The sequence below is a fragment of the Natronincola peptidivorans genome, assembly GCF_900111615.1.
Lineage (GTDB): Bacteria > Bacillota > Clostridia > Peptostreptococcales > Natronincolaceae > Natronincola_A > Natronincola_A peptidivorans.
Genome location: NZ_FOHU01000004.1, coordinates 268066 through 288914, shown reverse-complemented (window position 1 = coordinate 288914; position 20849 = coordinate 268066). Strand labels below are relative to the sequence as shown.

Annotated in this window: 18 protein-coding genes; 16 read left to right on the top strand and 2 right to left on the bottom strand. The window is 37.2% G+C overall.

Annotation, left to right across the window (positions count from 1 at the left end):
* Nucleotides 1–12 precede the first annotated feature (12 nt).
* The 9 genes from BMX10_RS07205 to BMX10_RS07165 all read left to right on the top strand — a co-directional run bounded on the left by BMX10_RS07205 (nt 13) and on the right by BMX10_RS07165 (nt 8473).
* Nucleotides 13–1743, top strand: coding sequence for a sigma-54 interaction domain-containing protein (locus tag BMX10_RS07205; RefSeq protein ID WP_090441604.1), 1731 nt, complete (start codon nt 13–15; stop codon nt 1741–1743).
* Between the two features lie 211 nt (nt 1744–1954).
* Nucleotides 1955–3043 carry a butyrate kinase gene (gene buk / locus BMX10_RS07200; RefSeq protein WP_090441601.1) on the top strand — a complete coding sequence of 363 codons (1089 nt, stop codon included), beginning with the start codon at nt 1955–1957 and terminating at the stop codon, nt 3041–3043.
* On the top strand, nt 3036–3944 hold the full coding sequence (gene ptb, locus BMX10_RS07195) for a phosphate butyryltransferase (protein ID WP_090441598.1): 909 nt from the start codon (nt 3036–3038) through the stop codon (nt 3942–3944). The genes buk (BMX10_RS07200) and ptb overlap by 8 nt, the downstream gene beginning before the upstream one ends.
* Before the next feature lie 18 nt (nt 3945–3962).
* Nucleotides 3963–5039, top strand: a complete 1077-nt coding sequence (buk, locus tag BMX10_RS07190) for a butyrate kinase (protein ID WP_090441594.1) — start codon at nt 3963–3965, stop codon at nt 5037–5039.
* Between the two features lie 124 nt (nt 5040–5163).
* Nucleotides 5164–5835: a nucleotide-binding protein gene (locus BMX10_RS07185; RefSeq protein WP_090441591.1), complete on the top strand. Its 672-nt coding sequence runs from the start codon at nt 5164–5166 to the stop codon at nt 5833–5835.
* Nucleotides 5836–5864: 29 nt separating this feature from the next.
* Nucleotides 5865–6089 (top strand): 4Fe-4S dicluster domain-containing protein, encoded by a 225-nt coding sequence (locus BMX10_RS07180; RefSeq protein WP_090441588.1) that lies wholly within the window; start codon nt 5865–5867, stop codon nt 6087–6089.
* Between the two features lie 26 nt (nt 6090–6115).
* Nucleotides 6116–7180, top strand: a complete 1065-nt coding sequence (locus BMX10_RS07175) for a 3-methyl-2-oxobutanoate dehydrogenase subunit VorB (protein WP_090441585.1) — start codon at nt 6116–6118, stop codon at nt 7178–7180.
* Nucleotides 7180–7926 (top strand): thiamine pyrophosphate-dependent enzyme, encoded by a 747-nt coding sequence (locus BMX10_RS07170; RefSeq protein WP_090441582.1) that lies wholly within the window; start codon nt 7180–7182, stop codon nt 7924–7926. Before BMX10_RS07175 ends, BMX10_RS07170 begins: the two co-directional genes overlap by 1 nt.
* Before the next feature lies 1 nt (nt 7927).
* Nucleotides 7928–8473, top strand: coding sequence for a 2-oxoacid:acceptor oxidoreductase family protein (locus tag BMX10_RS07165; RefSeq protein WP_090441579.1), 546 nt, complete (start codon nt 7928–7930; stop codon nt 8471–8473).
* A 97-nt stretch (nt 8474–8570) separates the two neighbouring features.
* On the opposite strand, the gene BMX10_RS07160 is transcribed toward BMX10_RS07165, so the two are convergent.
* Nucleotides 8571–9068, bottom strand: a complete 498-nt coding sequence (locus tag BMX10_RS07160) for a ferritin-like domain-containing protein (RefSeq protein ID WP_170834723.1) — start codon at nt 9066–9068, stop codon at nt 8571–8573.
* Nucleotides 9069–9310: 242 nt separating this feature from the next.
* Between BMX10_RS07160 and BMX10_RS07155 the strand changes: the two genes are divergently transcribed.
* The 5 genes from BMX10_RS07155 (at nt 9311) to glmS (ending at nt 16184) form a co-directional block, all read left to right on the top strand.
* Entirely contained in the window at nt 9311–9808 is a 498-nt protein-coding gene (locus tag BMX10_RS07155) for a DUF8052 family protein (protein ID WP_090441573.1), read from the top strand.
* 37 nt (nt 9809–9845) lie between these two features.
* Nucleotides 9846–11462, top strand: a complete 1617-nt coding sequence (locus BMX10_RS07150) for a carbon starvation CstA family protein (RefSeq protein ID WP_090441569.1) — start codon at nt 9846–9848, stop codon at nt 11460–11462.
* 130 nt (nt 11463–11592) lie between these two features.
* A complete protein-coding gene (gene glmM / locus BMX10_RS07145; RefSeq protein ID WP_090441567.1) occupies nt 11593–12939 on the top strand; it encodes a phosphoglucosamine mutase in 1347 nt (448 codons plus the stop codon).
* 466 nt (nt 12940–13405) lie between these two features.
* Nucleotides 13406–14131 (top strand): glucosamine-6-phosphate deaminase, encoded by a 726-nt coding sequence (gene nagB / locus BMX10_RS07140; protein ID WP_090441564.1) that lies wholly within the window; start codon nt 13406–13408, stop codon nt 14129–14131.
* Between the two features lie 223 nt (nt 14132–14354).
* Entirely contained in the window at nt 14355–16184 is a 1830-nt protein-coding gene (gene glmS, locus BMX10_RS07135) for a glutamine--fructose-6-phosphate transaminase (isomerizing) (RefSeq protein WP_090441561.1), read from the top strand.
* A 289-nt stretch (nt 16185–16473) separates the two neighbouring features.
* Here glmS and BMX10_RS07130 read toward each other — a convergent pair whose 3' ends face one another.
* Nucleotides 16474–17817: a short-chain fatty acid transporter gene (locus tag BMX10_RS07130; protein WP_090441558.1), complete on the bottom strand. Its 1344-nt coding sequence runs from the start codon at nt 17815–17817 to the stop codon at nt 16474–16476.
* 369 nt (nt 17818–18186) lie between these two features.
* Here BMX10_RS07130 and BMX10_RS07125 point away from each other — a divergent pair, with 369 nt between their 5' ends.
* Nucleotides 18187–19368, top strand: a complete 1182-nt coding sequence (locus BMX10_RS07125) for a pyridoxal phosphate-dependent aminotransferase (RefSeq protein ID WP_090441553.1) — start codon at nt 18187–18189, stop codon at nt 19366–19368.
* Nucleotides 19369–19409: 41 nt separating this feature from the next.
* Nucleotides 19410–20495 (top strand): 3-phosphoserine/phosphohydroxythreonine transaminase, encoded by a 1086-nt coding sequence (gene serC / locus BMX10_RS07120; RefSeq protein WP_090441550.1) that lies wholly within the window; start codon nt 19410–19412, stop codon nt 20493–20495.
* The last annotated feature ends 354 nt before the right edge of the window (nt 20496–20849 follow it).

The following is a 20849-nucleotide window of genomic DNA, read 5'->3' as shown; positions in this document are numbered from 1 at the left end:
AAGGTGTATTTCATGAAAAGGCAGGAACTAGATGTTATTTTAAAAAGCACCAATGATGGCGTAATCGCTATAGATGATCAAGGTAGAATTACTCTCTTTAATCGGTCGGCAGAAAGGATCACAGGTTTCCTAGAAAAACAGGTACTAGGAATGTCGGTAAAGGAGGTAGTTAACAGCACCCGTTTACCTTATATATTAAAAACAGGAGAATCAGAATTAAACCAAAAACAACCACTAGGAAATACGACGATTATAACTAGTCGAATGCCAGTAAAGGATGAAGACGGAAAAGTAATTGGAGCTGTAGCAATCTTTAGAGATATAAGTGAAGTGATGGATTTAACCCATCAAATCTATAAGCTAAAGGAGATGCAGAGTCTTTTAGAGGGAATTTTTCATTCAACCCAGGATGCTATCTCAGTATGCAATGAAAAAGGGATTGGTGTGTTAATCAATCCTGCCTATACAAGAGTTACTGGACTTACAGAAAAGGATATCATTGGCCAGTCTGTTACAGCAGATATAGCAGAGGGGGATAGTATTCATTTACAAGTATTGAAAACAAAAAAACCAGTAAAAAATGCAAGGCTGAAGCTAGGACCTCAAAAGAAGGAAGTGTTGGTTCATGCAGCACCTATCATTGTGGATGGTGAGTTAAAGGGAAGTGTTGGGGTACTACACGACTTGACAGAAATAAAAAACCTAACGGATGAATTAATGACGGCAAAACAAATCATAAGGAATCTAGAGGCAAAATACCTTTTCGAGGATATCATTGCAGAGGATGAAGGGATGCTGGCAGCTCTAGAAAAAGCAAAGCAAGCAGCAGTTACACCAGCTACGGTGCTTTTGAGAGGAGAGAGTGGGACGGGAAAAGAATTATTTGCCCACGCAATTCATAATTTATCCCAGAGAAGATATAATCAATTTGTAAGGGTAAACTGTGCTGCTATTAATGAAAGTTTATTAGAAAGTGAACTATTTGGTTATATAGAGGGAGCCTTCACAGGTGCTACAAAAGGCGGCAAAAGAGGTTTATTTGAAGAAGCCCATGGAGGAACAATTTTTCTGGATGAAATATCAGAAATCCCTATTAGCACACAGGCGAAGCTGTTGAGGGTAATACAAGAAAGAGAAATAGTTAGAGTTGGGAGTACGAAAGCCATAAGCATCAATGTAAGAATCATTGCTGCCACCAATGTAGATTTGGAGAATGCTGTAAAAGAAGGCAGGTTTAGAGAGGATTTATACTATCGATTGAATGTAATTCCTATTATCATACCACCCTTGAGAAAAAGAAAGAAGGACCTACATCCTCTAGTGCTGCATTTGATCAGTAAATATAATCAAGAGTATGGAAGAAATGTAGAGGACATAACAAAAGAAGCCTTAGAAGGATTACTAGCCTATGACTGGCCTGGGAACATAAGAGAGTTACAAAACTATATAGGAAGAGCCTTTATAAATATGAAATATAATCAAAAAATTATCCAGGAGGAACACTTACCAAAATTCATTGATAGGGCTAATGACTTTTCGGAGAGAAACAGTATCAATAAGGTAGAAGAAAGTGCTAGTGGAAACCAAAGCTTAAAGGCTGTAGTAGAGCAGGTGGAAAAAAATCATATAATGGAAGCTCTAAATAAATATCACGGCAATAGAACAATGGCGGCAAAGGCTTTAGAAATATCTGTAAGAAATCTATATTATAAAATGGAGAAATATCACATAGAAATAAAATGAAAAAAATTGCACACATTCGTGCAATTTTTTTCATGCAAAAAATTGCACGCTGGAGGCTTGCTTTACGCATAAAAGAAGTATGAGGCCTGAAGAAAAATAGAATGGTTGCAATTTCAACTCCGAAAAAAACATGTCGAAATCATTTAAACTGGCATAGCTTTTGCAGTTAAACAGATAATAATAAGTATAAAAAAATACGGGGTGATAAGCATTGAGAGAATACGTATTAGTTATCAATCCTGGATCTACCTCCACAAAGGTTGGATTATTTAAAGAGGAAGAAAGCGTTTATGAAGCAAAGCTAAATCATTCTCCACAGGAGCTAGAAAAATTTAATAAGATAACAGAGCAGTATGAATTAAGAAAACAAATCATCTTACAGTGGCTAAATGAGATTGATATTAAAACAGCAGAGATTAAGGCTGTAGTAGGCAGAGGAGGGTTGTTACGTCCAATGCCGGGAGGAACCTATAAGGTTACGGAAGCAATGATAAAGGATTTGAACCTAGGCTTTCAAGGAGAGCACGCTTCCAACCTAGGGGGTATTATTGCAAAGGCTATAGCAGATGCAGAAGGAATAGAGGCATATATCGTAGATCCTGTTGCGGTAGATGAATTTGAGAATGTTGCGAGGGTTTCTGGCATACCTGAAATACAAAGACGCTCCCTGGGCCATGCGTTGAACATAAAGGCAGTTGGCCATAGAGTAGCGGCTGATTTAAACAAAGAATTTCAGGAAGTGAATTTGGTAGTAGCTCATCTGGGGGGTGGCATCTCAGTAGCTCCTGTGAAAAAGGGTAAGTTAGTGGACTATAATAATGCCAATGAAATGGGACCTTTTTCACCAGAAAGAGCAGGCGGTGTGCCTATAGGAGACTTAGCAAAGCTATGCTTTTCAGGAAAATACACTCATGCTGAAATCAAAGGGAAGCTAAGAGGAAAAGGCGGCTTAACCGGTTACTTAAGAACAAACAATGCTATAGAGGTAGAAGAAAGAATAGAAACAGGGGATGAAAAGGCAAAGCTAGTTTATGATGCTATGTGCTATCAAATAGCAAAAGAAATAGGTGCAATGGCAACAGTGCTGGATGGTAAAGTAGATGCTGTAGTTTTGACAGGAGGCATAGCCTATTCCAACTATGTAACAAAGACCATTGCAGAAAGCGTAAGCTTTATCGCACCTGTAATGATACACCCTGGTGAAGATGAAATGAAGGCCTTGAATGAGGGTGTACTTCGAGTAACTACAGGGAATGAGAGATTTAAAATCTATGAAGAAGAGGTGAATATCAATGATTAGGAACTTTGCAGAGGTTATGACAATAGCTAGAGAAAGAGGACCTAAGATCGTATCTGTTGCCTGTGCCGAGGATGTAGAAGTACTAATGGCAGTAAATGAAGCGAAAAAAGAAGGCATCGCCGATGCAATATTAGTAGGGAATCAAGAAAAGATTGCAGCTATTGCAGCTGAGAAAAATATCGATTTAAACCAATTTGAAGTAATTGACATCAAGGATATGACAGCGGCTTCCAGAAAGGCAGTTGAGTTAGTTTCCAGTGGTAAAGCCCATATGGTAATGAAGGGCTTAGTGGATACCTCTATTATCCTTAAAGCAGTATTGGATGGAGAAATAGGATTGAGAACTGGAAATGTTTTAAGTCATGTATCCGTATTTGATGTGAACGGCTATGATAGACTCTTCTTTGTTTCTGACGCTGCTATGAACATAGCTCCAGACTTACAGGCAAAAAAGCAAATTACTGAAAATGTTGTTCAAGTAGCACATGCTTTAGACATTGAAGAACCTAAGGTTGCAGTAATCTGTGCAAAGGAAAAAGCAAATCCTAAAATGCCCGATACCATGGATGCAGCAGCCCTACAAGAAATGAATGAAAAAGGAGAGCTTAAGGGATGTTTAGTAGGAGGGCCGTTTGCCTTAGATAACGCAGTATCAGTAGAGGCAGCAAAGATTAAAGGGATTGACCATCCTGTGGCAGGATATGCTGATATACTACTGGCGCCAGATATTGAAGCAGGAAATGTACTATACAAATCCATGGTATATTTTGCAGGAGCCAAAAATGCCGGTATTATTATAGGCGCTAAGGCACCTATTGTATTGACATCAAGAGCCGACAGTGAGGAATCCAAGCTATATTCTATAGCATTAGGGGTTTTATGTGCGGCAAAATTATTCTAGTGAAAGGTGGAAATGAAAGTGAGTGAAGTTTACAGAATATTAGCCATCAATCCTGGATCAACATCAACAAAAATAGCCATTTTTGATAATGAGAAACCAGTGTTTGAAGAGGTATTAAGGCATTCAACTGAAGAAATAAATAAATATGAAACGATATTTGATCAATATGAGTTCAGAAAAAATGTTATCCTGGAAACCCTCAATGAAAAAGGGATAAACATCCAAAAACTTGCTGCTGTAGTAGGTCGAGGGGGATTATTGAAGCCTATTGCAGGAGGTACCTATGAAGTAGATGGGAAAATGTTGGAGGACTTGAAAAAAGGTGTATTGGGTCAGCATGCATCAAATCTTGGGGGAGTATTAGCCTATGAAATTGCATCACAGCTAAACATTCCTCCCTTTATCGTAGACCCCGTGGTGGTAGATGAAATGAATGATATCGCAAGGATTTCAGGAATGCCAGAGTTGGAAAGGAAAAGTATTTTTCATGCCCTAAACCAAAAAGCAGTAGCTAGACGAGCTGCAAAGGATCAAGGAGGAAGCTATACAGAATTTAACTTTATCGTAGCCCACTTAGGTGGTGGCGTATCTGTTGGAGCTCATGAAAAAGGCAAGGTAGTTGATGTAAACAATGCATTGGATGGAGAAGGTCCTTTTTCACCTGAAAGGTCAGGAGGTTTACCAGCTGGAGATTTTGCAAAGCTATGCTTCTCTGGAAAATATAGCCACGATGAGATTAAGAAAAAGCTAGTTGGGCAAGGAGGCTTAGTGGCTTATCTTGGTACAAATGATGGTAGAGAAGTAGTAAAGATGATAGAGGCTGGAGATGAAAAGGCAGAAATCATTTATCGAGGAATGGCCTATCAGGTAGCCAAGGAAATAGGAGCTGCTGCAGCTGTGCTAAAAGGCAAAGTAGATGCTATTATCTTAACTGGTGGTATTGCCTACGATAAAATGTTTACAGGCTGGATTCAAGAAAAGGTATCCTTTATCAGTGAAGTATTAGTATATCCTGGTGAAGATGAAATGATTGCACTAACAGAAGGGGCTTTAAGGGTCCTAAGGAAAGAAGAAGAAGCACAGAGATATCAGTAAAAACTCTGGCACTAACCCTTAGTGGCGGAGATACAATACTCTAAAGTAATAGTGGAATACGATAGAGGGCAGATTTATTTATAGATTTTTGGCAGCCACATATAGAGTGAAAAAGGTGATGTTTATGCTAACAGATCATAGAATCAGAATAATCATTGGTCATTATGGAAGTGGTAAAACAGAATTTGCAGTAAATTATGCTATCTGTCTAGCCAAAGAGGATAAAAAGGTTGCATTGGCTGATTTAGATATAGTGAATCCATATTTCCGAAGCAGAGAAAAAGAAAACACATTAAAAGAATATGGTGTGAAGGTAATAGCCAGCTATATCAAAGGGTCAGGATCAGATCTACCAGCAGTCACAGGAGATGTCTTAGGGCCACTACAGGATAAAAGCTATGCTGTAGTATTGGATGTAGGGGGAGATTCTGTAGGAGCTAGAGCTTTGGCTCGATACAAAGAGTATTGGGATCCAAGGGATTATGATATGTTTTGTGTAGTGAATGCTAATCGAGCTGAGACATCAAACATAGAAGGTGTGATACAGCACATCAAGGCGATTGAAACCACTTCAGGAGCCAAGGTAACAGGATTAATCAACAACACCCATTTATTAAACTATACGACGGTGGAAGAGGTTTTAAAGGGACAGGAGCTTTGTACAGAAGTGGGAAAAGCTCTAAAGATTCCTATCAAATATATTTGTGCTCTTCAGGAGGTAGCTGAGAAGCTTCCTAATAACCTAGAGGGTACAATCTTACCCATCAAAATGATGATGAGAGAAAATTGGATGTAAACATATTGAATAGTTTAGGAGGTTTGACAATGGCAAAGGCAAAGGGAAAAGTAAGATTTACTGAAGAACGCTGTAAAGGCTGTGAGCTATGTACAACTGTTTGTCCCGTAGATATTGTTAAAATGGATAAGAAAAGAATCAATGTAAAAGGCTACCATCCAGCAACTGTAGATGAAATGGACAAATGTATTGGCTGTGCCAACTGTGCAACTATTTGTCCAGATTTAGTAATCGAAGTTGAGAGAGAGAAATAGATCATAAACTGTGAGGAGGGAATAAAATGGCTAGAATATTAATGAAGGGAAACGAGGCAATAGGAGCAGCTGCTATTAAAGCAGGATGCAGATATTTCTTCGGATATCCAATTACTCCACAAAATGAGCTGCCAGAGTTTATGTCAAAGGAGATGCCGAAGGTAGACGGAGTATATGTACAGGCAGAATCAGAGGTAGCAGCCATCAATATGGTATATGGTGCAGCAGGAACAGGGGCAAGGGTTATGACTTCATCTTCATCACCAGGAATTGCCTTAAAACAAGAAGGTATTACCTATATCGCAGGAGCTGAGCTACCATGTGTTATTGTAAATATCAGTAGAGGGGGCCCTGGATTAGGCGGCATTCAACCATCACAGGCCGACTATTTCCAATCAACAAGAGGTGGTGGGAATGGTGATTACAGATTGTTGGTATATGCACCTGCCAGCCTTCAAGAGGCAGTAGAATTAGTTGCTGAAGCCTTTGATGCTGCTGATTATTATAGAAATCCCGTGATGGTTTTAGCAGATGGAATGATTGGACAAATGATGGAGCCTGTAGAGTTCAAGGAGCCTGCTACAAAGCGAGAATTACCTCCAAAGGATTGGGCAACAACAGGAACCAATGGAAAGCGAAAGCCAAATATTATTAATTCACTTGCACTAGATCCTCAAGAATTAGAGTATCACAATATCAAGCTGGATAAAAAATATAAAGAAATGGAAGCAAATGAAGTAAGGTATGAGAAGTACAAGATAGAAGATGCAGAGGTAGTATTGGTTGCCTATGGTACAACAGCAAGAATTGCTAAAAATGCTGTAGATGCACTTGAAAAAGAAGGAATCAAAGTAGGATTAATCAGACCCATTACCCTATGGCCATTCCCATATAAAGCCTTCAAAGAAATCCCAGCTACTACAAAAGCCTTATTAAGCGTGGAGATGAGTATGGGACAAATGATTGACGACATAAAAATCGCTATAGAAGGAAGACTTCCTGTAGAATTTTATGGAAGAGCTGGAGGAATGATTCCTACACCTGAAGCTATTATAGCCAAAATAAAGGAAATTTTAGGGGGTGCAAAATAATGGCAGTTGTATTTGAAAAAACACAAGGTTTAACAGATAAACAATTTCATTATTGTCCAGGATGTACCCATGGTGTTATCCATAGATTGGTTGGAGAAGTATTGGAAGAATTAGGTGTGGTAGGAAAAACTGTGGGGGTTGCACCAGTAGGTTGCTCCGTGTTAGCCTATGACTACTTTAATTGTGATATGCATGAAGCATCCCATGGTAGAGCACCGGCTGTAGCTACTGGCATCAAAAGAGTACTGCCAGAGCATGTAGTCTTTACCTACCAAGGAGATGGAGACTTGGCCTCCATCGGAACAGCAGAAATTATTCATGCAGCCCATAGAAGCGAAAAATTCACTACCATTTTTGTCAATAATGCTATTTATGGTATGACAGGTGGACAGATGGCACCAACTACCTTGATCGGACAGAGAACTACAACTTCTCAGGATGGAAGAGATCAAGCTATAACTGGTATGCCGTTAAAAATATCTGAAATGATGGCTACTATTGATGGCGCTGTATTTGTAGAGAGGGTATCCGTACACGATGTACCTCATATAAGAAAGGCGAAAAAGGCTATCAAAAAAGCCTTTGAAATACAATTAGAAGGCAAAGGTTTTGGTATCGTTGAAGTATTATCTACTTGTCCTACAAACTGGGGTATAACACCAGTAGATTCATTAAAGTGGTTGGAAGAAAACATGATTCCTTACTACCCATTAGGAAACTTCCGTACACCAGAGGAGGGAAAATAATATGGCAACAGAAAAGATTATTATGGCAGGATTTGGTGGTCAAGGAGTTATGTCTATGGGGCAGCTTCTAACCTACTCAGGGATGATTGAAGATAAACAAGTATCTTGGTTACCCTCCTATGGACCTGAGATGCGTGGAGGAACAGCCAATTGTTCAGTTATTGTTTCTGACAATCTAATAGGGTCACCTATCATTACAGAAGATGCTACAGCCATTATCGTAATGAACCTACCCTCGCTACTAAAATTTGAAAAAAACCTTAGAGCTGGTGGCAAGGCATTAATCAATAGCTCTTTGATTGAGAAAAAAGCGGATAGAGATGATGTAGAGGCTTATTATATTCCAGCTAATGAAATTGCTAATGAGATAGGCAATGCAAGAGTTGCAAATATGGTAATGCTGGGAGCTTATCTTGAGCTTACTAAAATAGTATCTGTAGATGCAGTGGTAGAAGCTTTTAAAAAGGTTTATGGAGCTACAAAAGAGCATCTTATCCCATTAAACAAAGAAGCTCTTGAAAGAGGAGCCGCGGTAGTAAGAGGATAATATACCTAAAAAATCTAGACATTAGAATTCACATAATGATAAAGATGAGTGAAAAATAAAAATCACCCCTTCAATAAAAAAGGGGTGATTTTTATGGCTACAACATTAGACCTGGGACATTGGCATCCATAATTCTTTGTAAAATCATACTTAGATGTCTTCGTTCCTCCTTTAGAGCTGCCTTTATTACATTCTCTTCAGCTAATTCTGGGTCTAGTGCAGCTAACTCTGTTAAAAATAGTATAGTATCTCGCTCCAGCTTCTCTGCAATCAATAAAGCTTCTCTTTTTGACCACATTTTTTTCATTTTATCTACCTGCTGATGATCGTTAATAAAAAAGTTAGTAGATAATAAAAGCTCTAAGAAGTCCGCTTCCTCCGCAGCAATACTGCATTGTTTTGTTTCAGGAAGCTTAGCCATAAGTTCTTTGTATACCCTTTCATGCTCAAGCTCATCCTGCGCCAGCTTGAAAAACATATTCTTTGCCTCATTATCCTTCATAGCATGTGCAGCCTCCAAATAGAACTCATGGCCCCTACGCTCTAATGTTATAAGAACTTGCAAAATTTTACAGGAATCAAAAGTAATTGACATCTTTACCATCCTTTCTTTTTTTGATATAATTACCCTTAATTCATTAATAAAAACAATTATCAGAATTTTTTGATGAAATGTACAATGAAAAATAACAATATAACACGTAAAACGTAAATTTATACATTTTAATCAATGATTCATACATCTTGGGATTTTTTTATCATGAAGGCTTTAAAAATTTGTAAAATAAATTAACAGGAAGAATACGTTTTCAAACTTAATGAGTAAAGGGTGAAGGGATGAATACAGAAAAATATTTAGAGGGTATAGAACAAAAATTATCCAGATATTTTGATATAGAAAAAGCTTATAAATATAAAAACATAGATTTTGAAATGTTTGCAAAATCCTTTGTTAGAAACGAAAGGTATTTTGCTAGTAAGAAGTTCACTATCTATGCCTATGAAAGCAACGAAAATATCTTTATCAAATGTATTTCTAGGCTTGATGAAGCAACTCTATTACAAATAAAAGATCATTTAAAAAGTGCTACAGAAGACTATGTCAAGCCCCATAGTGAGCATATGTCCACCATTATAACTGGGATTGTAGTCGTAGAGAATGGTATAGAAGAGCATCTTAAGAAAATGATTCAAAAGTATAATTACTTGCGAAGCTTCGCCTTTGGCTTTAAGGGCTGGGTATATATCCGACTAATTGTGGTTGACCTCAAAAAAGGAGAAGTGTTAACCAATAGAAGAGGAAAGGAGGTAAAGAAGTTTTACGAAATTTCGTAAAAACTAAGTAAAATTAATTTAAAAAAGGAGGAATATCATGAACTCATTAGTATTAATACTTATTTCAATCGTATGTTTTTTAATTGCGTATGTGACCTATGGCGCATGGCTGGCAAAACAATGGGGAGTAGATGACACAAGAAAAACACCTGCCCATACTAAAGGAGACGGAGTAGACTATGTACCTGCAAAAGCACCAGTACTTTTAGGTCATCACTTTGCATCGATTGCAGGAGCAGGACCAATCAGTGGACCTATTGCTGCAGCCATCTTTGGTTGGGTGCCAGTATTACTTTGGATCATTGTTGGTAGTATTTTCTTTGGAGGGGTACAGGACTATGGTTCCTTATTTGCTTCTGTAAGACATGATGGTAAGTCTATCGGAGAAGTTATAGAGATCAACATGGGAAAAACAGGTAAAAAGCTATTTGGTGCTTTTGCTTGGTTAACCCTATTATTGGTTATAGCTGCTTTTACAAACATTGTTGCAAACACTTTTGTAAGTGTACCAGAAGCGGCAATGGCATCTGTTTTATTTATTATCCTAGCGATTGGATTCGGCTTCGGTGTTCATAGAAGAGGTGTATCCTTAGGAATAGGTAGTGTAATCGGGGTTATTCTATTGTTTATCTGTATAGCACTAGGAAATATGTTCCCATTAGTATTAAGCAGGAATGTATGGATTACAATTCTATTAGGCTATATTTTTATAGCATCTGTTACACCTGTATGGATTTTATTACAGCCTAGAGATTATCTAAACTCTTTCTTATTATATGCAATGATGGCTGGGGCAGTACTAGGTCTATTGATTGCAAGACCAGCTATCCAATTAGCACCTGTTACTAGCTTTAATGTTGGTGGACAATGGTTATTCCCAATGCTGTTTGTAACTGTTGCCTGTGGAGCTATCTCTGGATTCCACTCCTTAGTCGGATCAGGAACAACAACAAAGCAGTTAGATAAAGAAAGTGACGCAAAGCTTATTGGTTATGGTAGTATGTTAATAGAAGGGGTATTAGCAACAGTAGCTATTATCACAGCTGCTTATGTTGGCGCAGACAAGCTAACTGCTTTATTAGCAGATGGTGGTCCTGTAAATGTATTTTCTGATGGTATAGGTACTTTTATGACTAGCTTTGGCATTCCTTTCACAGTAGGTAAATCCTTCGTAGCTTTAGCGGTATCAGCCTTTGCTTTAACAAGCTTAGATACTGGAACAAGATTAGGAAGATTCATCCTGCAAGAGTTTGTAAGTGAGGGAGGAAAAACTTCTAACCATCCATTTGCAAATATGTATGTAGCTACAGCACTGACAGTTGTACTTGGAGGTGCATTAGCAGTAACAAGCTGGTCAAGAATATGGCCGGTATTCGGTTCAGCTAACCAATTACTAGCAGCATTAGCATTAATGGCAGTAGCTGTATGGTTAAAGAAAACCGGTAAAAATCATAAGATGTTTGTTATCCCTACAGTATTTATGTTTGCTGTAACTCTGCTGGCATTAGTATTCTTAATTCAATCTAACTTAGCTGCTGGAAACTGGATTTTAGTATTATTCCCAGTATTGTTATTCATACTAGCAATCATACTAGCTTACCAAGGATATAAAATTCTAACCTCAGTGGAAGTAGAAGAATCTACAAAAGCATAAGAATCACACAATGCTATTTAAAGAAGGATACTTTGCTATCCTTCTTTTTTCATGGTTTTTTTCCTTTATTGTGCATAAACTATAGATATGATAAAATAAAGAATAGTCTATATGGAAGGGAGTTTAATTGATGGGGAAACTATTTGGCACAGATGGTGTGAGAGGAATTGCGAATAATGAACTGACACCAGAATTAGCTTATCAATTGGGAAGAATAGGAGCATATGTACTCTTAAAAGGAAAAATACAAGGGAAGGTTGTCATAGGAAAGGATACTAGGATTTCTGGGGATCTCTTAGAATCAGCAATGACAGCTGGATTTTTGTCGATGGGCATCGATGTAGTAAGTCTAGGCATACTACCTACCCCAGCAGTAGCTTATCTAACAAGGTCTTTAAAGGCTGATTGTGGCGTAGTGATATCAGCATCTCATAATCCTGCAGAATACAATGGTATCAAGTTTTTTAATCATCAAGGATATAAATTGCCAGATGAAACTGAAGAAGAGATTGAGGATTATATACTTCAGAACAAAACTGTAGATATCCGACCAGAAGGTAGTGCTATAGGAAGATATACCATCTTGGAAGAGGCTGATAGAAAATATATGGATTATTTAAAGACCACTATTCAATGTGACTTTAATGGGTTAAAAATCGCTGTAGATGGTGCTAATGGTGCTGCTTACCAGGTAGCTCCTCAGCTGTTAAAGGAACTTGGAGCTGAGGTGCATATGATTTATGATACACCTAATGGGATTAATATCAATGATCATTGTGGATCAACCCATCCGGAAGCTCTGCAGGAGCTAGTACAAAAAACACAAGCAGATCTTGGTGTTGCCTTTGATGGGGATGCAGATCGATTAATTGCTGTAGATGAAAAGTATCAAATTGTCGATGGAGATCATATAATGAATATATGTGGTGTTCATCTAAAGAAACATAATAAGCTTAAAAAAGATACGATTGTGACTACTGTTATGAGCAATATAGGCTTGGATATTGCTATGAAGGAAGAAAATTGTCATGTAGTAAAGACAAAGGTGGGGGACAGATATGTATTGGAGGAAATGATTGATAAAGGATATTCCCTCGGGGGAGAGCAATCAGGTCATATTATTTTCTTAGATTATAATACTACAGGAGATGGTCTTTTGACAGCTCTGCAGTTAATTGCTACTGTAAAGGAAGAGAAGAAAAAACTATCTGAGCTTGCAGCCATGATGACCTCGTATCCGCAAGTATTAGTAAATGCAAAGGTGAAAAATGAAAACAAGGAAGCCTATCTAAAGGATGAAGCAATTATGTCGGAAATCAATAAGATAGAAGACAAGCTGGCGGGTGAAGGAAGAGTATTAATTCGACCCTCAGGGACAGAACCTTTAGTGAGGGTAATGTTGGAGGGTAAAGACCAAGAACAGCTAAACAAATTGGCTTCAGAATTAGCAAGACTTATAGAATCAAAGTTAAGCTAACATCTTTTGGGGTTAGTAGTGAAGCCAGCCCCAAATAAAAATTTAAAAGGGGGAATGCTGATGGGGACCATTATTAAAAACTAAATAAAAAAGCGCCTGAACTTAGACTTTAAATGAAAGTCTAAGTTGACGAGGGACAGGGTTTATCGAATGTTCGGCGGATGCCCTGCGGTGTATTCACCACCGATAATGGACCTACAAACCTACTAAGTGATTAGTAAAACAAAATGGTCTTGGTGAAGGTCTGCAAAATATTTTTTGATTATATTTTGGAGGCTTAGTTTGCTATTGTCTCTGGCTCTGTACTAAATAAAAGGTGTTTTTAAAATATACGCAATGGTAGAGTATGGACTTAGCAATAATATTTTATTAAGGCATACTGATTATAAATACAAAAATATCGTAAACAATAAGAAGGATTCATGGCGAAACGAGCATCAAGTATATCAGATGAGGAGAGGATAAAATGCAGTTACAGGTAGTAAAGGATTATGATGCCCTAAGTAAAAAAGCAGCGCACATATTAGCTAGTCAAATTATTTTGAAACCTAAAAGTATCTTAGGATTAGCAACAGGCTCTACCCCAATTGGAACTTATAGGGAGCTAATTAATATGCACAAAGAAGGCATGATAAACTTTTCAGAGGTAGTAACCTTTAATCTTGATGAGTATTATGGATTGGATGTCCAAGACCAGCAAAGCTATCATTATTTTATGAACCAACATTTTTTTAATGATATAGACATAGTCAAAGAAAACATTTATATACCCAATGGGAAAGCAGTAGATGTAGATGCAGAATGCCAAAGATATGAAAAAAGTATCAAGGAAGCTGGAGGCATCGATCTTCAATTGCTAGGGATTGGACAGAACGGGCATATAGGCTTTAATGAGCCAGATGTAAAGTTTGAGGCATCAACGCATCTAGTAAATCTGGACCTAGATACAATAAAAGCAAATGCTAGGTTTTTTGATTCAATAGATGAAGTGCCAGATCAAGCCATTAGTATGGGAGTAAAAACCATACTGAGCTCAAAAAAAATACTTCTTTTGGCAAGCGGCAAAAATAAAGCCGAAGCCATATATAAGATGGTTAAAGGGAAGATTACCCCTAAACTACCTGCATCAGTACTGCAACTGCATCCCGATGTTGTTGTAATTGCAGATGAAGCAGCAGCAGCTTTGTTATAGAGTCTATAGAATATAAATAGGTTTTTACATTTTATGAAAATCTGCCACAGATCCTATTAATTGTTGCATGTACTTCACTAAAGCATTCCACTCATTACTTTATGGAGTACAGAGCCTTGTTCATTTCTAAGTTTATCCTCAAAGAAGGAAATGATATTTTAGTGCCTTTATGTATAGAATATAGAAAAGAACAAAACAATTGATCTTGAAGGGAGAAAATACTATGTGTGGAATTGTTGGATATATAGGAGATAAGAAAGCAGTCCCTATTTTAATAGAAGGATTAGAAAAATTGGAATACAGAGGATACGATTCAGCGGGAATAGCAGTTCATCATCAAGGAGAGATACATGTTAGAAAATATAAAGGAAGGTTAAGTGTTTTAGCAAAGCATGTGAACCAAGAGACCCTAACAAGTTTTGTAGGCATTGGGCATACGAGATGGGCAACTCACGGAGAACCGTCGGATAGGAATGCACATCCCCATACCAGTGTGGCAGGAAATATAGCCGTCATCCATAACGGCATCATAGAAAACTACATGAAAATCAAGGAATGGTTAATCCAAGAAAAGGGAATCACCTTCAAATCAGAAACTGATACAGAGGTAATCGCCCATCTCATTGATCAATACTATGATGGAGATTTATTGCAAGCAGTATATAAGGCTATATCCAAAATGGAGGGGGCTTATGCCATAGGTGTAATTTGCAAAGAAGAACCAGAAAAAATTGTGGCTGTGCGAAAAGACAGTCCCCTTATTGTTGGTTTAGGAGAAGGAGAAAATTTTATTGCATCTGATATTCCAGCCCTTTTAAAATATACAAAAAAAATGCATTTGATCGAGAATGATGAGGTTGTTTTATTAACCAAAGATGAAGTGAAAATCTATAACGAGCTTGGTCAAGAAATGAATAGAGATGTTTTTCATGTTACCTGGGATGCGGAGGCAGCAGAAAAAGAGGGATATCAGCATTTTATGATCAAGGAAATCAATGAACAGCCTAAGGGTGTATCAGAGACATTAATGAGAAGATTAGATAAAGAAGATCATATCGTACTGGATGGTATTGAGCTGACGAAAGAGGATTTAACCCATATCAACAAAATTTATATTGTAGCCTGCGGTACTGCATACCATGCCGGATTAGTTGGCAGATATCTTATTGAAAAATTTGCTAAAATACCAGTAGAGGTGGATATTTCATCTGAATTTAGATATCGTGATCCATTTGTGGATGAGAACACTTTGTTTATCGCTATCAGTCAATCAGGTGAGACTTTAGATACATTAGCTGCCTTAAGAGAAGCCAAAAGAAAGGGTGCTAGGATTCTATCAGTAGTAAATGTAGTAGGAAGCTCTGTAGCTAGAGAGTCTCATGATGTATTTTACACTTGGGCAGGCCCAGAAATCGCTGTAGCTTCTACCAAGGCTTACACTACTCAATTGATTGCTATGTATCTAATTGCGTTGCATATGGCCAAAACAACAGATGTTATTTGTGATGAATACTATCAAAAGGTAATTGGAGAACTAAAAATCTTACCAGAAAAGATAGAAAGAATCCTCGGGGATATCGATAGAATTCAACATCTAGCAGATGCACAGTTTAATAACGAAAGTGTCTTTTTTATGGGTAGAGGAGTAGATGTGAATGTAGCCCATGAAGGCTCTCTAAAGCTGAAGGAGATTTCCTATATCAATTCCTTTGCTATTGCAGCAGGAGAACTAAAGCATGGGACCATTGCCTTGATAGAAGATGGAACCTTAGTAGTAGCCCTAGCTACTCAAGACCGCCTTTATGAAAAAATGCTTTCCAACATACAGGAGGTACGTGCCAGAGGAGCTTATGTCGTAGCAGTGGCTAAGGAAGGCAATAAAGAAATAGAAAAAACTGCAGATGTAGTATTATATATTCCTGATACTATGGATGAGCTAACTCCAGTATTGAGTGCTGTGCCACTACAATTGTTTGCATATTTTATCGCTGTAGCAAGAGGGTGTGACGTAGATAAGCCAAAAAATTTAGCAAAATCCGTAACGGTGGAGTAGCGTGATAACAAGCGCGAAAATTCTGCGTATTAAGATTAGGACATTTATAGTTATAATTTATCTTAATTAAGACATTTTAAATTATAAAAATAGGTTATTTTAATACTTTTTTATGACATTTGAAGTTATAAATAACAGATTGACAACAGTATTGTCAAATTAAAAAAGATATTGATAAAAAATAAAGATGAATTCAAGGAAATACCCCGCTTGTGTAATTGGAAAGTATTATGCCAAACAAACGGGGTATATTTATCTTTAGTTTAAATGGGACCAAAACTCTTTATAACTAAAGCAACAGAAGACCCAGAGCGATGATACATCCTGAATAAATAAGGTCAACTAAACAGAAGCCCATAATATCTCTAGCACCTAAACCAGCAATACCTAAGGCTGGCAATGCCCAGAAAGGTTGAATCATATTGGTCCAAGCATCTCCCCATGCTATTGCAGTTGCAGTTTTGGCTACATCTACACCCAATTCTATACTAGCTGGCATCATGATAGGACCTTGGACTGCCCACTGACCGCCTCCAGAAGGAACGAAGAAGTTAACGATACCAGCACTTAGGAAGGTAAACAATGGGAAGGTAGTTTCATTAGAGATGCCTACAAACCAATTAGATATACTACCTGCTAAAGAGATACCTTCGGCGTTAATCCCTACCATCATTCCCATGATTCCAGCATAAAAAGGAAACTGTATCAAAATCCCAGAACATCCTTTAACAGCATTAGCAGCTGCATCTACAAACCTTCTAGGTGTTCCATGGAGAATAATCCCAGAAAATAAGAAAATGAAGTTAACAATATTCAAATCTAGATTAAAACCTTTTGTAGCAAAGTGATAAATAATAACCACGACCCCCATAGCACCTATGAGCATAGATATGAGTTTACTGTTTTCAAGCTTATCGGAAAAGGTTTTTACTTCATAGCTGGTAGGCTTCTCATCCTCTAATTTTGCAGGATCCACTACTACCGTTTCCTCTAGGCTTTTAGGCAACATGGCTTTATTAACTAATGGCAAAGTACAGATTAAAAAAACTGATATAACTAAATTGGTTGGAGAAAAGATAGTTACAGCTGTGGGAATGACATTACCAGTTATCTGTTCAGCAAAATTGTTTGGATGACCAACGCTGGCAACAGTTAATTGAATAGATGCTGATAGACCAGCATGCCACACTAAAAATCCTGAATACGCACTGGCAATAAGAAGCCTATAATCTACATTTTTTACCTGTTTTGCGATTTCTCTAGCAAGTAACGCCCCTACAACAAGACCAAATCCCCAATTAATCCAACAGGCCACAGCAGAAGAAAAGCTAACCAACATGATAGCTTGAGCTGGGGTCTTGGATATACTGGCAACTCTTTTTAAGGTTTTTTTAATCACAGGTGCATTTGCTAAAGTATGGCCCGTTACTAACACCAAAGCCATTTGCATTGAAAAAGCTAATAAATTCCAAAAACCACTGTTCCAATGATTCAACATGCTAAGTGGAGTTTGATTGGTTAAGCCCATTCCTAGTAAAAAAACAATAAATGTCAATATGACAGCAAAGATAAAAGGATCAGGCAAATATTTTTGAACCAATTTCACTGAGATATTTGTTAATTTTTTAAACATTTATATTCCCCCTTTAAGTTAGATTTCGAATACATTAAAAAAATATTAACGTATTAACAAACATAACTTTCAAGAAGAATTTAATGTTAAAGGTGTACTCTCTAGCATATTTGCCACCTCCTATGAAAAACAAAATGTGTTTGTTAAAAAAATATCAGAAATAGAAAGGTGTTGATGTAACAGTATATGCTATAATTTTCACTAAAATGTAGAAAGATGAGTTTACTCAGTATGAAATTGAGATTTAAGATATTTATCTAAATCTATAAAAAACCTAAAACCAGAAGGATAAATAATAGCATTAAAGGAAAATTTATATTACAATAAGACTAATAGAATATATACAATAAAGAATGGAGGAGAAGATATATGTTGTCAGAAAAAATAGTAAGCAATTTAAGCAGGTCCTCTTGGATAAGAGCAATGTTTGAAGAAGGAGCCAAGCTTACAGCAAAGTATGGTGCAGATAAGGTTTATGATTTTAGTTTAGGGAACCCCTATGCAGAACCACCTGAAGAGGTAACTGAATCTTTAAAAAAATATGTATTAAGTGACGAAAAAGGATTACATAGATATATGAATAATGCAGGCTTCCCAGACGTTAGAGAAAAGATAGCCAAGTCTTTAGAAAAAAAGAGTGGTATTGAACTGACACAGCAGCATGTAGTTATGACTGTTGGTGCTGCCGGAGGCTTAAACGTCGTGCTAAAATCTCTTCTTAATCCAGGAGAAGAAGTCATTGTCTTTGCACCATATTTTGTGGAATATGGCTTTTACGCAGATAACCATGGAGGAAAGGCCGTTATTGTTCCGCCGGATTTGTCCACCCTAGAGCCAGATATAAAGGCTTTTGAGGCTGCTATCACATCAAAAACAAAGGCAGTTATTATCAACAATCCCAACAATCCTACTGGCGTTATCTATCGGCAGGAAAAGCTAAAGACTATGGCAGAAATTATTGAAAGGAAAGAAAAGGAATATAATACAAGCATATTTGTCATCTCTGATGAGCCTTATGGAGAAATTGTCTATGACCATGTTGAGGTGCCAAGCATCCTTTCTATTTTCAAAAATGGGATTATTGTCAATTCCTTTAGTAAATCTCTAGGCTTAGCAGGTGAAAGAATTGGTTATATTGCTGTTAGTAGCAAAATAGAAAAGGTAGATGTACTGATTAATGCCTTAACCTTCTGTAATCGTACTTTGGGTTTTGTTAATGCCCCAGGATTGTTCCAAAAAGTAGTGGGAGATGCGCTAGAGGCAAAGGTGGATGTAGAGGCCTATAAAAAGAGAAGGGATTTTCTATATGATCACTTGTCAGACCTTGGATTTCAGTGTATAAAGCCACAGGGAGCATTTTATCTTTTCCCTAAAGCTCTGATAGAGGATGATATAGAGTTTGTTAAGAGAGCATTGAAATATAATTTATTATTAGTACCAGGAAGCGGCTTTGGATGCCCTGGATTCTTTAGAATTTCTTATTGTGTACAATTTGAAATGATTGAGAATTCTATTGATGCCTTTACCAAGCTGGCAGAAGAATTCAAATAAAGAAATTTTACTGTAGCAATTAAAGGGAGGAACTTTATCAAATGGCAAGAGCATATAATTTTTCTGCAGGACCAGCGATACTACCGGAATCGGTTTTAAGGGAAGCTGCAGAAGAAATGTTGGATTATAAAGGAACGGGTATGTCTGTAATGGAGATGAGTCATCGCTCTAAGGTTTTTGAAGAAATTATTGAGAATGCTGAGAAAACCTTAAGAGAATTAATGGGTATTCCTAATAATTATAAGGTACTGTTCCTACAGGGGGGAGCATCTCAGCAATTTGCAATGATTCCCATGAATTTGATGAAAAACAGGGTAGCTGATTATGTCAACACAGGGCAATGGACCAAAAGAGCAATAGCTGAAGCAAGGATGTATGGAGAAGTAAATATCATCGCTTCCTCTGAGGATAGAACCTTTTCCTATATACCAGAAGTAAAGGATTTGAAAATCTCTGACGATGCAGATTATGTTTACATTTGCCATAACAACACCGTCTATGGAACCAAGTATAATCAGATCCCGGAAATAGGGGATAAAATACTAGTAGCAGATATGTCATCAGATATTTTGTCAGAGCCAGTGGGTGTAGAGAAATATGGATTAATTTTTGCTGGAGTTCAGAAAAATGTGGGACCGGCAGGAGTAGTTGTTGTTATCATCCGTGAGGATCTGATTACAGAGGATGTGTTGTCAGGAACTCCAACTATGCTGCGATACAAGATTCATGCAGATAATCAATCCCTCTATAATACACCTCCAGCCTATGGTATCTATATATGCGGCAAGGTATTTAAATGGATTAAGGATATAGGCGGCTTGGAAGCTATGAAAAAGATAAATCAGGAAAAGGCTGGTATAGTCTATGATTTCCTTGATAAAAGCAGGATGTTTAAAGGTACAGTGGTAAAGAAGGATCGTTCTTTGATGAATGTAACCTTTGTAACGGATTCGCAGGAGCTAGATGCAAAGTTTGTAAAGGAAGCTAAAGCAGAAGGATTTGAAAACCTTAAAGGCCACAGAACTGTTGGAGGTATGAGGGCCAGTATATACAATGCAATGCCATTAGAGGGAGTTAAGGCTTTAGTGAGTTTCATGCAGAAATTTGAAGAGGAAAATAGGAAGTAAGTATTTATAGAAAAGCTCCTTGTAGATTCCAATAGAGAATGCAGAAGGTGTATTTAAACTAAGAACAGTAGAAGAAATACAAAATTATATTAAAGCAAATATGTGAGCATTAAGATTATTTTAGCGATAGCCTTGAATATAGAATAAAACAATAGGTATTTACTGATAAAAGAAACATTAGAGAAATAATATAAAGCATTTTAACCTTAGGAGGATAATAGGAGAAATTCTATAATCCTCCTAAGGTTTTTTGTAAACATACATTGAGGATGTTATAATAAGGGGATAGTTTGGAAGAATATTGCTTGACTACTTATATTTTTACTGTTAAAGAGGGAATGGTTTGGGTAAATA

Excerpts from the sequence above, each read along its gene's own strand:
- BMX10_RS07205 (WP_090441604.1), top strand. The coding sequence starts at position 13 with ATGAAAAGGCAGGAACTAGATGTTATTTTAAAAAGCACCAATGATGGC.
- BMX10_RS07160 (WP_170834723.1), bottom strand. The coding sequence starts at position 9,068 with ATGTCAATTACTTTTGATTCCTGTAAAATTTTGCAAGTTCTTATAACA.
- nagB (WP_090441564.1), top strand. The coding sequence starts at position 13,406 with ATGCAGTTACAGGTAGTAAAGGATTATGATGCCCTAAGTAAAAAAGCA.
- BMX10_RS07175 (WP_090441585.1), top strand. The coding sequence starts at position 6,116 with ATGGCTAGAATATTAATGAAGGGAAACGAGGCAATAGGAGCAGCTGCT.
- BMX10_RS07185 (WP_090441591.1), top strand. The coding sequence starts at position 5,164 with ATGCTAACAGATCATAGAATCAGAATAATCATTGGTCATTATGGAAGT.
- BMX10_RS07125 (WP_090441553.1), top strand. The coding sequence starts at position 18,187 with ATGTTGTCAGAAAAAATAGTAAGCAATTTAAGCAGGTCCTCTTGGATA.
- BMX10_RS07155 (WP_090441573.1), top strand. The coding sequence starts at position 9,311 with ATGAATACAGAAAAATATTTAGAGGGTATAGAACAAAAATTATCCAGA.
- BMX10_RS07165 (WP_090441579.1), top strand. The coding sequence starts at position 7,928 with ATGGCAACAGAAAAGATTATTATGGCAGGATTTGGTGGTCAAGGAGTT.
- BMX10_RS07170 (WP_090441582.1), top strand. The coding sequence starts at position 7,180 with ATGGCAGTTGTATTTGAAAAAACACAAGGTTTAACAGATAAACAATTT.
- BMX10_RS07150 (WP_090441569.1), top strand. The coding sequence starts at position 9,846 with ATGAACTCATTAGTATTAATACTTATTTCAATCGTATGTTTTTTAATT.
- serC (WP_090441550.1), top strand. The coding sequence starts at position 19,410 with ATGGCAAGAGCATATAATTTTTCTGCAGGACCAGCGATACTACCGGAA.
- glmM (WP_090441567.1), top strand. The coding sequence starts at position 11,593 with ATGGGGAAACTATTTGGCACAGATGGTGTGAGAGGAATTGCGAATAAT.
- BMX10_RS07130 (WP_090441558.1), bottom strand. The coding sequence starts at position 17,817 with ATGTTTAAAAAATTAACAAATATCTCAGTGAAATTGGTTCAAAAATAT.
- BMX10_RS07180 (WP_090441588.1), top strand. The coding sequence starts at position 5,865 with ATGGCAAAGGCAAAGGGAAAAGTAAGATTTACTGAAGAACGCTGTAAA.
- glmS (WP_090441561.1), top strand. The coding sequence starts at position 14,355 with ATGTGTGGAATTGTTGGATATATAGGAGATAAGAAAGCAGTCCCTATT.
- ptb (WP_090441598.1), top strand. The coding sequence starts at position 3,036 with ATGATTAGGAACTTTGCAGAGGTTATGACAATAGCTAGAGAAAGAGGA.